General features: G+C 57.9%; 12 protein-coding genes. 6 read left to right on the top strand and 6 right to left on the bottom strand.

The window, feature by feature from the left end; genetic code table 11:
* Positions 1-41 precede the first annotated feature (41 nt).
* The gene (locus ACPV0M_RS07110) at positions 42-938 is read right to left on the bottom strand and encodes an acetamidase/formamidase family protein (protein ID WP_425619984.1); all 897 of its coding nucleotides are present in this window, start codon (positions 936-938) and stop codon (positions 42-44) included.
* Positions 939-1,000: 62 nt separating this feature from the next.
* Entirely contained in the window at positions 1,001-2,341 is a 1,341-nt protein-coding gene (locus ACPV0M_RS07105; protein ID WP_425619983.1) for a glutamine synthetase family protein, read from the bottom strand.
* A gap of 254 nt (positions 2,342-2,595) precedes the next feature.
* Here ACPV0M_RS07105 and ACPV0M_RS07100 point away from each other — a divergent pair, with 254 nt between their 5' ends.
* On the top strand, positions 2,596-3,573 hold the full coding sequence (locus tag ACPV0M_RS07100) for a sigma-54 interaction domain-containing protein (RefSeq protein ID WP_425619982.1): 978 nt from the start codon (positions 2,596-2,598) through the stop codon (positions 3,571-3,573).
* Positions 3,574-3,602: 29 nt separating this feature from the next.
* Here the strand turns inward: ACPV0M_RS07100 and ACPV0M_RS07095 are convergent, their stop codons facing one another.
* A complete protein-coding gene (locus ACPV0M_RS07095; protein WP_425619981.1) occupies positions 3,603-4,319 on the bottom strand; it encodes a DUF421 domain-containing protein in 717 nt (238 codons plus the stop codon).
* A 101-nt stretch (positions 4,320-4,420) separates the two neighbouring features.
* Positions 4,421-4,663 (bottom strand): hypothetical protein, encoded by a 243-nt coding sequence (locus ACPV0M_RS07090; protein ID WP_425619980.1) that lies wholly within the window; start codon positions 4,661-4,663, stop codon positions 4,421-4,423.
* Between the two features lie 228 nt (positions 4,664-4,891).
* On the opposite strand from ACPV0M_RS07090, the gene ACPV0M_RS07085 reads away from it, so the two are divergent.
* The 3 genes from ACPV0M_RS07085 (at position 4,892) to ACPV0M_RS07075 (ending at position 8,626) form a co-directional block, all read left to right on the top strand.
* A complete protein-coding gene (locus tag ACPV0M_RS07085) occupies positions 4,892-5,911 on the top strand; it encodes an alpha-hydroxy-acid oxidizing protein (protein ID WP_425619979.1) in 1,020 nt (339 codons plus the stop codon).
* Between the two features lie 129 nt (positions 5,912-6,040).
* Entirely contained in the window at positions 6,041-7,615 is a 1,575-nt protein-coding gene (locus tag ACPV0M_RS07080) for a methyl-accepting chemotaxis protein (RefSeq protein ID WP_425619978.1), read from the top strand.
* 135 nt (positions 7,616-7,750) lie between these two features.
* Positions 7,751-8,626, top strand: a complete 876-nt coding sequence (locus ACPV0M_RS07075; protein WP_425619977.1) for a CPBP family intramembrane glutamic endopeptidase — start codon at positions 7,751-7,753, stop codon at positions 8,624-8,626.
* Positions 8,627-8,724: 98 nt separating this feature from the next.
* Here the strand turns inward: ACPV0M_RS07075 and ACPV0M_RS07070 are convergent, their stop codons facing one another.
* Both ACPV0M_RS07070 and ACPV0M_RS07065 read right to left on the bottom strand, forming a co-directional pair.
* A complete protein-coding gene (locus tag ACPV0M_RS07070; protein ID WP_425619976.1) occupies positions 8,725-9,432 on the bottom strand; it encodes a YIP1 family protein in 708 nt (235 codons plus the stop codon).
* 280 nt (positions 9,433-9,712) lie between these two features.
* Complete coding sequence (locus ACPV0M_RS07065; RefSeq protein WP_425619975.1) at positions 9,713-11,746, bottom strand: beta-propeller domain-containing protein; 2,034 nt, start codon at positions 11,744-11,746, stop codon at positions 9,713-9,715.
* A 278-nt stretch (positions 11,747-12,024) separates the two neighbouring features.
* Here ACPV0M_RS07065 and ACPV0M_RS07060 point away from each other — a divergent pair, with 278 nt between their 5' ends.
* Together ACPV0M_RS07060 and ACPV0M_RS07055 are read left to right on the top strand one after the other, a co-directional pair.
* Positions 12,025-12,480, top strand: coding sequence for an N-acetyltransferase (locus ACPV0M_RS07060; protein WP_425619974.1), 456 nt, complete (start codon positions 12,025-12,027; stop codon positions 12,478-12,480).
* A gap of 100 nt (positions 12,481-12,580) precedes the next feature.
* Positions 12,581-13,270 carry a nitrite reductase gene (locus tag ACPV0M_RS07055; RefSeq protein WP_425619973.1) on the top strand — a complete coding sequence of 230 codons (690 nt, stop codon included), beginning with the start codon at positions 12,581-12,583 and terminating at the stop codon, positions 13,268-13,270.
* The last annotated feature ends 58 nt before the right edge of the window (positions 13,271-13,328 follow it).

Genomic DNA, 13,328 nt, shown 5'->3' with positions numbered 1-13,328 from the left:
CCGCTTTCTGAGATTCGGAACTGTTTGACCCGCAACGCTGATCAAAAGGCTAGCGGCACACCCAGCTTTTTCAAGATCGTCCTTGGGATTGCCATCCGCGCTGTTTTCAGGGGGTCAACAACCTGTGACACCTGCACGTGGCCGCAGGCGCTCAGGAACATCCCGGCTGCGTTAAGAGAAAAGCCTGTCCATTTCTGCAGCAAGCCGGCCATTTGGAAGGTAGCCGTTTGCACAGCCTCATCCAATGTGAGCGCCGAGGCGATGACGGCTATCCAGTCGGGCGTGACCACAAGCGGGTTGTCCAGCTGTACCCCTGCCGCTTTGGTTACGGTCACGTCAACTTCACCGGCGACTTCGACGCCGCTGACCATGATTTCGCCGTCGCCCATCAGGGCGTGCAGGTCTCCCATGGCGAGCAGGGCGCCATCGACCTGGACAGGCAGGTAGACCGTGCTGCCGGCCGTAATCAGGCCGGTGTCCATGTTGCCGCCGTGTGGGCCCGGGGTGCCGCAGGGGATTGCTTCCCCGGCCGGGGCCACGCCGATGACGCCGATCATGGGCGCCGCGGGCAAGGCAAGCCCCAACAGGTGAACGAACCCGTTAGAAATCTCCGCCATCATCGTTTCTGGTTCAGCGACAGCTTCACCCAACACTCCAGCGCCCGGGGCGGCAACCATGATCCCCGGTGACGCTACCCGGATGGCGCTGATGTGCACGGCCAGCACATCTCCGGGCCGTACATCCTCAAGGTAGACCGGCCCGGTCGCCGGGTTCACGCGTGAAAAGTCCAGGGTTGCCACCGTATCGGCGGGAGACTTCACCTGACCGCAAAAGCAGTCGTGGGTCTCGAAGGTGAGCCTGGCGGGGAGAACTATCCGGAAGACCGGCACATTGTCGGCTGACATGCTGTAGACGACCTTATCGCGCGTTATCTTCATGCATCCACCTCCTTTCTCAACCTGATATGTAACTGTTCCACCGCCTCTTGACGGTGAAAGTTTTAGAGCAGCTTTTGGTACTCATTAAGTTCCCAGTCCGTGACGTGGGCGGAGAACCGTTCCCACTCGGCCAGGCGTAGGGAGATAAAGTTACGGCAGAACTCTTCGCCCAAATACCCTCGGATTACAGTGTCCTGTTCGAGTGCAGCTATCGCCGTAGGCAGGCTGTCCGGAAGAGGGGGCAGGTCATCGGCTGTGTACGGGTTGCGACCTGATACCGGAGGGGGTGGCGTGAGCCTTTTCTCCATCCCGTCCAGCCCGGCGGCGACAGAGCCGGCCAGCGCCAGATACGGGTTGGTGTCTGCTGCCGGGAGCCTGTTCTCCAGGCGTGTCTGCTCACCCCTCGAGAAAGGAACACGGAGCATGGTGCACCGGTGCTCGTGGCCCCATGAGGCGTTCACCGGGGCGAACTGGTGGGGCCGTAAGCGCTTGTAGCTGTTGATGGTGCTGTTGGCCAGGGCGCACAGCGCCCCGGCGTGCGCCAGCTGGCCCGCGATAACCTGCCGGCAGAGGTCCGACAAGCCGTCGGGGCTGCCGGGATCATAGAAGTTGTTGCGTCCTTCTTTGTCGAGCCAGGAGAAGTGAAGATGTCCTCCGCTCCCGCTAACCGATGCGGAGGGTTTGGCCATAAAGGTCGCCGTATAGCCCAGCTGGTGCAGGATCTCCTTGATCGACGCCCGGTAATACACGGCCATATCCGCGGCCGCAAGTCCTGTAAAGGGTGAGTTGGTGATCTCAAACTGGCCTGGCCCGTATTCGGTGTTGGCTACTCCAGGTCCGGCGCCGATGCTTTCGAGGCCTTTGATGATAGCGTCGAAGATGTCGGCACAGTTCACCTGGTTGGTATCGGCGAAGCAGTTAAGTCCTTGCCACACCGGTTCCTGGCATTTGTCGCCGTTTCTATAAACGTAGAACTCAAACTCAAAGGCGCCCTTCAAGGTGTATCCGGTTTCCTGCAGGCGCTTTAAAACACGGCGCAACACTTGCCGCGGGGACGCTTCCCAGGGTTCGCCGTTGGGCCAGGCGAGGTCGGCGATCACTCTTGCTGTTCCGGGAGCCCAGGGTAAGACAACAAAGGTGCTGAGGTCGGGGACCAGCAGCATGCTGGGGAAGCCGCCTTCCCAACCATCTCCTGCTTCCGGCACCAGGAGCGCAGATGAGTCCATCGACAGTAACGCCGAGGGATACTGGGTACCAGTTCCCCTTACTGAAGCGATGAAGGCCCGGGCAGGCACGAAGCGCGAGCGGGTAATGTTGGTGTTATCGGTAACAGTTACCCGTACCGTATGAATCTGGTACTCCTGGATAAGATTCTGCACGTGCTGAATAAGCGGTTCTTGCATATTTTCAACCTCCGCTTGCATATCTACAATCTACAATGAACTAGCAATTTGCGTGCCAACTGATCATAACACTTCAACAGGCGCCGATTAAACCTGTTTGAGCCCTATGCCAGGAAGTGGCAGAGGATTAATTTGCAAATGCGCCTTGTAGAATAGTGCCCTGAGGCATATAATTGTGGCTGGTATTATCTAAAAGACGGACTTTGCAACATTGCACGACGAATTGCATAACTGTGCAGGAGAGATGGGAGAGAATGGATAATCAGGGGTTGGTTTTTGAACGACAGCAGGAGGCGACCGCCGGTGTTTTTGAACCGGTCATTTCCAGCCCGGTCACGAGGGCGATCTTTGAGCTGGCCCTGCGCGTGGCGCCTTACCCCACCACCGTGTTGATTACGGGCGAGACCGGCACCGGCAAGGAAGTGCTGGCTTCCTACATTCACCGGCAGAGCCCCCGGGCCAAACATCCTTTTATCAAGGTTAACTGCGGGGCTATCCCGGAATCCCTGCTCGAATCCGAGCTTTTCGGCTACGAAAGAGGGGCCTTCACCGGGGCCCGCAAGGAGGGGGCGATTGGACTTTTTGAGGCCGCTCACCCTGGCACCTTGCTGCTCGACGAGATCAGCGAACTGCCGATCATGGCCCAGGCTAAACTGCTGCGCGCGCTGCAGGAAAGAGAAATCCGGCGGGTGGGGGGCACCTGGTCCCGCAACGTCGACGTCCGGGTGATTGTTTGTACCAATCAGAACCTTGATGAACTGGTTAACCAGGGACTGTTCCGCAGTGACCTGTACTACCGCCTCAACGTGGTACACTTCCACATTCCGGCCCTGCGTGAGAGGATGGACGAAATTGAGCTCCTCTGCGAGCACTTCTGCAAGCTGGTCAACAAAGCGTACGGTTTGTATAAGCGGTTCAGCCCCGAGGCGATAGAGAAACTCAAGGCCTACCACTGGCCCGGCAATATCCGAGAACTGCGGAACCTGGTGGAACGTATGTTTGTTACCTCACCTCGGGAAGTTATTGGGCCGACCGATCTTCCCCAGAGATACCTATGTCCTCCGGCGGTCCGGCGGGAGACAAGGACGCTAAAAGAAATCGTGGCGGACGCCGAAAGGAAAGCCATCCTTGAAGCGTTGAGCCGATCCCCGGACAGGCAATCGGCGGCGCGGAGTCTGGGGATCGACTACAGCACCCTAAGCAGGAAGATGAACCGGCTGGGTATTAGGTAAAGGGACTGTCCCACGTGGGAGTTATTCCTTCAGTCTTCGACCTTCTGGACGTGGTTCAGACCGTCGTGTTTCAGGTCTATGAAAAGGTTGCCGCTGGTGTCCAGGGTGGCATAGAAGACGTCGGAGACGTTTTCGATGCCCCTTCGTTTAAGTTCGGTCATCAGCCAGTCTTCGGTCAGGTTGTTCCGGCGGAGGTTCCGCTCCATAACAACTCCGTCTTTGACCAGGACGGTAGCAAGCCCCTGGTACGCCGCCATGGGCATCTTCAGGTCGGCGGGGGTTAGAGGCTGGTACTGCGCCTTCGGCAGGACGGAGAGTTTCCCGTCGGGTTCCAGAATGGCGAATTCTACCTGGGCCGGGTCAAAGATGTTCTTGGACCGCAGCTGTGTCATCAAGTCGTCGAGGTTGTACCTGTTGCGGCGCATATTCCAGTCCAGGATCTTGCCGTTCTGGATGACGATCGTCGGTTCGCCGTCAATGATTTTGCGAGCGGGCAGGCTCTTGAGCACGAGAAGGTCGATGAGCAGGGTCAGCCCGCTCCACGCGATGAGGCTCACGATGCCGATGACGAGCGGAACCCGGCCGGTCAAGGTGTTGGCCGTGACCGAGCCCAGGGTTATGCCGGCGACGAAGTCAAAGAAGGTTAGCTGGCTGATCAGTTTCTTGCCCAGAAGCCTGGTGAGGTACAGGAGCAGGAAAAAAAGCGGGACAGCCTTTAACAATACAACCGCAATGTCGCCAAGCAAGGTTTCTACCTCTTGTTTTACCGGAGTAGAAGAGGAGTTAAGGCTATGATTCCCTTAAACTGGGGGGATTAAACGAAAGAAAACCACCCTCGATGGGGTGGCTAGCCCAGCCTGCCTTCGAAAAACTCGCGGTTGATGAAATCGGCGACCTCGGCGCATATTTTACGGGGCCGGGAACCCTTACCGATCTCGCGCTCGTCAGGCCAGCACTCGTTTTTGAAAGGGCACTCCCAGGGACACTGGGTGATCACCTTGTTCTGTTTGGCGGCGTGGTTGCTTAAGGCGTAGAACATCATCCAGTAGCGGTTGTCGATCTTTTTGATGTTGCTGAACTTGATATCCACTTCGTCTCATGCCTCTCCCCGGGCCTTGATGCAAGGGCCGTTTTTCATCCATTATAACACCCGGGGCATTAATGCAAGGCTTTCCAAAGCCGATTTTGAGCTATGATCTATCAAGTTATTCTCAAGTTATTTCTAACAAGGATATTGCCTTAATTGGATGAATATTGTGAGGGAAAACGGAGTACCCCGAGCCGTTAAGTCCATGACAAAAGGAGGTACGGAAGACGCTTGGATTGGGAAGAGATCAGGAGCGCTGCCAAAGATAAACTAAAAGGCTACTGCCGGGTCTGTCCGGTATGTGACGGACGGGCCTGTGCCGGTGAGGTCCCGGGCATGGGGGGGGCCGGTACGGGAGCGGCCTTTCGGGCCAACCTGGAGGCGCTGGCCCGTTACCGGTTAAACATGCGCACCATCCACGGGGCAAAGAGCCCTGATACATCCACAAACCTTTTCGGCTGTGAGCTCGGTACCCCGATTCTGGCTGCTCCAATCACCGGGACACCCTACAACATGGGCGGGGCCTTAACGGAACGGGAGTTCATCGGCGCGGTGATTTCCGGGAGCCGCCTGGCGGGAACCATCGGCTGTTCGGGGGATGGGGCCGATCCCGCGATGTTCGATGCCGGCCTGGAGGCGATCACCGTTGAGCGCGGGTGGGGCATCCCGTTCATCAAGCCCCGGGCGTACGAGGAAATCGTCAGGCGGGTAAGGATGGCCGAAGAAGCCGGAGCCCGGGCGGTGGGCATAGACGTCGACGGTGCGGGCCTGGTAACCATGGCCTTAAAGGGCCAGCCGGTCGGACCCAAGACAGTAACCGAACTGCAGAAGATCATTTCCGCTACAACGCTGCCGTTCATCCTCAAGGGGATCATGACCCCCGACGAGGCCCTGCTGGCCGTGGAGGCGGGAGCGAAGGCCATCGTCGTTTCCAACCACGGCGGGCGGATCCTGGACCACACCCCCGGCGCGGCTGATGTTCTCCCGGCCATTGTCCAAGCCGTCGGGGGATCTGTTGTCGTCCTTGCCGACGGCGGGATCCGCAACGGTGCAGACGTGCTGAAGCTTCTTGCCCTGGGAGCCAGGGCTGTCCTTGTTGGCAGACCGCTCGTGATCGGAGCCTTCGGCGGCGGGGCCGAGGGCGTCCGCCAGGTGTTGACCCGTTTGACGGCGGAACTCCGGCAGGTCATGATTCTTACCGGCTGCCAGAGCATCAAGTCTGTCGATTCGCGCATTCTGTACCAAGGCTGAAACAGGCCGTGTACAGCAGTCTTCGAAAAAACGAAGATTAATGCATGTTCTATTTAAAACGTGTGCTATAATCACGGTAAGATAGTGCAACTATTCACAACCGGCCGGGCTGGAGAGGGGACCGATCCCTTGCGCATCAGACAAAAGATTTTAGTAGGCTACCTGCTTGTCTATCTCGTTTTCAGTGTAACGGCGATAGCGGCGCTGTACAACCTTCACCGGGTGCAGCTGTCATATATCGACCTCATCGACCACCGGGTGGGATTGGTCAACGATACGCAGGAACTGCTGCTGGCCTTTGAGTTCGAGGCCCTGATGATGCGTTCTTACTTGCTGACCGGCAAGGAAGAGTACAAACAGGAATTCATGGCGCAGCAGGAGAGGGCTGAGGCCGACCTGGTGGCCATCGAATCGCGCCTTTCGTCCAAAGAGGAGCGGGCCAAATTCGCCAAAGTCTCCGGTCTCATCCGTTCCTTCCAGATCCACTACGCGGCGGCCGCCATAGCGATCAGAGACCGGACCGATCTTACCGACGACCAGAAGCTCGACCTGGCCATCGACTGGACCCTGCAGCAGAAAGGCACCGTGCGCGGGGTTATCGCTGCAGGGAACGATTTTATCAACTACCAGCGCGACCTTTTAAACGGGGCTGTTGAAACCAACGAACAATGGGTGCAACACGTTATCGAAACCTCTGTCGTGCTCGGTCTTTTTGCTATGATTTTGGGCGTTGTGGCTGCCGTTTATATCTCAAACACTATTGCCCAACCTGTAAAAATCCTCGAGTACCAGGCCAATAAAATCGCCACGGGCGATTGGCGCTTTGAGGACTTCGGCATTGAGTCCCAGGACGAGGTAGGCAGCCTGGCGCGCTCGTTCCAGAGGATGGTGGGGCAGCTTCGCCAGTTTGCCGAGCGTGTCCTGAATGCCGCCGACAGCACGCGCCGCCTCGCCGCTGATCTGCAGGCCAGCGCCAGGAATGCCGCCGCGGTCGTGGCCTCCACCACGGAGAGAATCACCCAGGTGGCCGGAACCATCGGCCTGCTGGCCCAGCGGGCGCGCGACATCGCCGGGGTTTCCTCCAAGGCCTCCACGCAGGCCGAGAACCTTGAAGGCCAGGCAAACCGCATTCTGGAGCAGATGGAACGGAGCGCCCGCATCGCTTCGCGGGCCAGCGGGGCGGCGAAGGAGACCATCAACCGGCTGCAGGATGTTCACAGGGTCATCGAATATCTCACCTTAACGGCGGACCAGGCGCGCCTCCTGGCGCAGCGGGCGAGCGCCGAGGCCAGAACGCGGGATGGGGGTACCGATTTTGCCAGCCTTGCCGTGGAGATGGAGCGTCGCGCCAGACAGGCCGTCGAGGCTGCAGGCGATATCTCCCAGCATATTCAGAAGGCTGTTGAAGAAGCGCAAAAGGCTGTTTCTTCAGTCGAAGAGGATTGCCGCCTGGTGGCCGAGGGAAGAAAAATTGCCAAAGAATCTCTGGCGGCGATTACCGAAATGGTCAACCAGGTGCATACCTTAACCCAGCACATCGAAGACGCGGTGGTGGCGACGGAGAGGTTTACGGCGCTGATGGGCGATGTGACGCTGGCCTCCGAAGAACAGACCCGCCTGGTGGACGGTATTGCCAAGGCCACTGAAACACTGAACGAGATCTGCCAAGACTTGCAGGCCGCATTGGGGGATCTCAAGGTTTAGAGGACCCGCCGGCGTGTTGTACATTCAGAGTTATACAGCGTGTCAGGGGTCATAGGTGACAATGTGACCCTAGCCTTTTACGTTTTCGGAACCAGCAAAGGCTGATGAACATTGCGAGATACGGGAGGATGGGGGTTGGAAAACAACAGGGTTAACGATAAGCGGGGGATCATCTGGTTTCTTGTTCTGACCTTCGGCTTGACCTGGGCCGTCGAGTTCGGCGTCTTTTACTCGGGCTTGAACCCCGGTCAGGCCGGAGGCATTGCCGTATTAACACTGGTTATGTTTTTTCCGGCCCTGTCGGCTTTTATCGTCCGCAAATTCGTCACCAGGGAAGGCTTTGGCGATGCCGGCCTGCGGGTGGGCATCAAGAAGTACTACCTGGCGGCCTGGTTCGGCATGCCGTTGATGACCCTGGTCTCGCTCGGCCTGGCCTTGGCCCTGGGATTAGCCCAGTGGGATCTGTCGCTGAGCGGGATGGCCAAGTTTTTGGGCAGCGAACAACCTGTTCCCCCATCGCCGATTGATCCCCGGCTGATGATCCTGGCGAATGCGGTCGGGGCCATCCTCATCGCGCCATGGATCAATATTATCCCTTCGTTCGGCGAGGAGTTCGGCTGGCGGGGTTTCCTGCAGGTCAAGCTGGCACACCTGGGGCGATTTAGGGCTTACCTGTATACCGGGTTGATCTGGGGGGTGTGGCACGCTCCGATTATCGCCAAAGGGCACAACTATCCTGATCATCCTTACCTCGGGATCGGCGCGATGATCATCTTCTGCGTACTGCTGGCCTTTATTTTCGGCTGGCTGCGGGACGCTTCGGGGAGCGTCTGGGTAGCGGCCCTGGCGCATGGTTCCCTGAACGCCAGTGCCGGCCTGCCCTATATGGTCACCAGGGACTTTAACACCCTCCTGGGGCCCGCTCTGACGGGGCTCACCGGCTGGATCGTGATGGCGCTGGCCGTCGCCTGGCTGGCCCGGCGGGGAGCCTTTGGCAGAGCCGAGCGTTGAGCATTGAGTACCATGGACCGGGTTAAGCCTGTTAAAACGCCAAAAAGAGGTGCTTGATTGCACCTCTTGGAAACGAGATGGCTTAACCAGATGCTGAATCAGGGAGAGCCGGACAAGAGGACCAGGGCTGCGTAGCCGACCACGTAAAGAAGCCAGGCGCCGAAAACGCCGGCGGCCACGGTGCGCGCGCCGGCCTTTATCGCCAGGCTCCCGCCGAGGGTAAGCAGGGCCAGCGTCCACAGCGTGAACGGATCGATGCGCGACAAGAGCAGGTACAGCAGGCCCGGCTGCTGGGGGTTGGCCGGAGCCGGTAGAAAGAAGGCCAGGCTGGTGTTTACGAAAGCGAACTTTTCCACGGGAACGACCCAGCGCAGGACCGTCCGTACTGCTTCGCCCACCAGGGTCGGAACGTAGGTAAAGACAGCGACAGAATAGAGTATCTCAAAGGGGACGCGTTCTCCTGCAAACAAATTGATGGCCTTCAACAGGAAGGCGTACACCAGCCAGACGGCAAACAGGCCGATCAGGGGAACGAAGACGGCGCCGATGATCGCACCTTGCAGCAGCATAGCCGCCTGGTCCGGGGGAAGGTGTGTATCGGCGATCTGGTGACGGACAAAAGCCTGCAGCCGGGGAATGGTCAGCAGGTTCAGGCCCAGGGTCACCCCGAGGGAGATAAGGGCACCGCCCCAGAACCGCGGATGTTTTATAACATCTTCGAAAACAGCGCGGGGACCCAGGATTGCTCCGATAAAACGCTGCCACGCGGTTAGCCCCGGTTTTTCAGCGGTATCCGGTTTGTCCATAAAACCTGCTCCTTTCAAGGCCCCCATATTGGGGCTGTTGAAAAACTTCGCCTGGCTTTGTCAGGCTTGCCGGCCAGTGCTCACGTACCACCCCAGTACGCTCCGCGCCATGCTTGTTTTTGAACAGCCCTCGGTTTTTCAACAGGCCGTATTTAAGGGACACTCATTTATGGTAATAACTTTCAATTATCATGCCTTGTTTCCTGCCAGGTCATCAATAAAAAAGAAGGAACCCCTGATATTTCGGCAAGGGTTCCTAAGCAAGGTTAGGGCGTGCCTTTTAAGGCAGCGTCAGGCTCCTTTTTTCGGCCAGGGTCTTGATATCGTTGGCCTTGAGAAGGCTGCTCGACAGGGTGTAGAGGGTATCACCGATATACAGGACGCGGCGCACGTCCCGCTCGCTGTTGCACCAGTCATAGCCGGCTTTAAGGTAATCTTCCCTTGTGCGGTGCGTGATCCGCTCTTTGAGGACAAAGCCCTTGTCCAGGGTCAGCTCGTAGACGTAAGCTCCCTGGAAGGTAAAGGCTCCGTGCTCCCACGGGGGCGTAGAGGCGGTCTTGTTCCTGATTTCGGCAACCGCGACGGGGAAGGCCAGGAGGTTTTTCTCCCGGCTGAACAGCAGCGCCTTGTGATTGTCCAGAACCTCGGAGTGGGTACCCCTATCCCCGATGCGCACGGCGAATTTCTCCCGGGGGGTGGTGACGTCCGTGATGTCGAATAGGGCAACCTTTATACCCTGCTCGTAGGCGGGACCCTCCGCCTCGACGTTGCCATAGCGGTCTTTCTCAAATACCTGCACGGTGTCCTTGCCGATGCCGATGACATGGTTTTCGTCGTAGGGGTGCAGGTAGTTGCTGAACCCGGGGATCTTCAACGCCCCGAGGACGGCCGGATGAAGAGGATCAGCCAGGTCTAAAACGAACAGGGGATCGGTGTTTTTAAAGGTTACCATGTAGGCTTTCTTGCCCATAAACCGTACCGCGTAAATCCGTTCACCGGGAGCGGTATCCTCGATTTTACCCACAATTTGCATCGCGCCGTCCAGAACGTAAAGGTTGTTGCTCAAGTTCTCGGACCACTTATTTCCCGTTGTCGCGACCCGAAAGTACCCGTTGTATTCGTCCATAGAGAACTGGTTGAGGATGCTGCCGGGGACTTCCCCCTGCCCGCTGTAGGTGACGCGGCCCTTGTCGAGGGCGAACTTGAAAAGGGTTGTTTTGTTTTCCTCTGCCGGGGGGGTAATACGCGGGGCCGGGGCAGCTTCGGGGACGGCCATCGGACCGCGTGGACCGGGAAGGGGCACGATGGGACCGTAGTGGTAGCGTTCCGGCGCGGCGATATAGAGGTTGTTTCTCGAAGCGTATACTTTATCGCCGGCACCCAGGTAAGTCTTAACGCTCACCTCCTGTTCCTTGCCGTTCAGGTTGAAGCCGGCCACGACCAGGTAGTTCGGCTCAAGGAAGCCGGGGAAATAGCACACGTCGGTGTATTTGACGTTGATGAAACGGTCTTCTGCGAGAGTATCCCGGTAGGCGGGCGTCAGGCCCTCCTCGGCGGGCAGACCGAGGTCTTTGAAAATGTAGTAATCAGGGTACTTGTTGGCCACCAGGTAAACACTCCGGTCTATCTTCCGGGACGACACGTACCGGCCGTCGACTTCCACCTCCCGGACCTGGACGATGTTGTTCATGTTACGGATGTCGAAAATAACAGCCTTCACTGTGTCACGCGGGATACAGGGATAGGGAGGAGGGGATTTATCCGGACGATCCGGCAATTCCTTGCAGGCAGGTGCCCTGCTGGATATCCCGATGACTACAAGGTGCTCGGCATCCAGGTAAATCTCGCGCGGACTGAAAGACTGGTCGGAAAACCGGATCACTTTCTTGACCGAGATCTCATCGGCAGGGTAAGCCCGGATAACCGTAATGCCCTGCTTCCGGATCTGGTAGATGTACTCTCCGTCGGTTTTCACGATGTCTCCCTCGTCGACCCCTTCCACCTGGACGTTGGTCGCTGAAAAATCAGCAGCGCTATTGGTATCGCCATCAGCCTTGAAATTCCCAGCAGGCACGGCGGCAGGCGCTCCCTTAGCCGTCTCGGTGCCCTGCAGCAGCCTGCCCCTGTAAAAGTGTGTCCGGGAGCTTTGCTCCAGGAGCCTGACGAGTTCCTCGCAGGACTGTATCCTGGGGAGCCCGGGGATGTCCTCGTTTGCCTGGGCTGCCGGATCGACCTGCGTGCCGCCGGGCGCTTGTGCCGCGGCGACGGCAAAGAACAAAACAAGAGTAGCCAGAATCCCGATCAACCTGTACACCTGGACTCACACTCCTTCCGGCGCCCTTGCGCCGTCTTCAAGCAGGCTGGTTCCCGCCAACGGCTGTCACCTACAGCCGGTTACTCTGCTCTTGCTGTTTTTTAGAAGCGCTTCTGTTGCATTAATCCTTTTAAAAGCCGGAATGTTACAGTGAAATCTCTTGCCTGCGATAGATTTACAGAGGGATTGGTTGGAACGTAGCCTGAAAGGGACTGTTCGATAAGGGTACAAGGTGTTAAGATAGTTGCAGTTGCTGATTGACCGGAAGGTGAAACGAGATGCTTTTGCGCAAAGCCAGGATTACCGACGTAGAGGCTATCCACGCCTTAATTACGCACTACGCCAACAAGGGCCTGATGCTGGCCCGGTCGCGTTCGATGCTCTACGAGGGTATCCGGGAATTCACCGTTGCCGAGAAGGACGGACGCGTTGTCGGCGCAGGCGGCCTGCACATCATCTGGGAGGACCTCGCGGAAATCCGCGCCCTGGCCGTTGAAGAATCAATGATCGGGCAAGGCATCGGGAGCCTCATCGTTCAGGCTTTGCTGGCCGAGGCCCGGGAACTGCACATTCCCAGGATCTTTACGCTGACTTTCCAGGCCGGATTTTTTCAGAAGCTGGGTTTTAGGCTGGTGCCCAAGGAAGAGATGCCGCAGAAGGTCTGGAAGGAGTGCATCAACTGTCCGCACTTCCCCAACTGCAATGAGGAAGCCCTGGTCATTGACCTTGTCTAATTACTTTAACCAGCTAACTGGTTTCCACTAATGATTTGCGAAGGCTCACAAAAGTCAATTATCGCTTGGGATGCGCGTCGCACACTTAGGAGGTTGGAGGATGGGGGAAGCGGTATTTGTGCAGAAGAACGGCCTGATGGCTGTGGTCGCCGTAGGCAGATGCGGGCTGATGACCGTTGACGAGTTCAAAGGCGTGGCCGCTAACCTGGAGAAGTGGGAGGCTGCGGCCGTCAAGTTGTCGTCCAGGCAAACCCTTGTCATCCTGGTGCCCGAGGGCAAAGCTGCTCTGGTAAAAGAAGACCTTATCAACCTGGGGCTGAAGGTGAATACTTTCGGCGAGGCCATTCGCAACGTAAAAGCTTGTTGCGGCGACGCCGGGCTGTGCAAGTGGACACACGCCGAGGCGCTGAAGCTGGGGATGGCCATTGAGGAGAAGTTCTGGGGCCGCGCCACCCCCGACGACTTTAAGATCGCCCTGTCTGGCTGCGGGCGCGGGTGCACGGACCCGCTTTGCGCCGACTTCGGCGCGATGGGCACGAGACCGGGGGCCTTTGACGTCTTTATCGGGGGAAGGGGAAGCACCCAGAGGCCCATCCACGGGCAGCGTATCGCCGAGGCTGTCAGCGCGGAGGGGGTTATCGAGGTGCTGGAGTGGGTCCTGGCGCGTTACGCTGCACTGGCCAAGTCCAAGGAACGCCTTTGGACCACCATTAAAAGAGTAGGCATCGAGGAGTTTACGCCCCCGCCTGAAATGCTGGAAAGGTACCAGGTAAAACAAGGTAAACACTAAGAAAGTGGCAGGGACCTAATAAGTTCCTGCCGCTTTTACTAAGCGCCGACAAAGTAAA

The organism is Desulfosceptrum tomskiensis, from assembly GCF_049818055.1.
Taxonomy (GTDB): domain Bacteria; phylum Bacillota; class Desulfotomaculia; order Desulfotomaculales; family JASEER01; genus JBFLVT01.
Note: the sequence above shows the minus strand (reverse complement) of the source record. Positions and strands in the feature narration are given on the sequence as shown.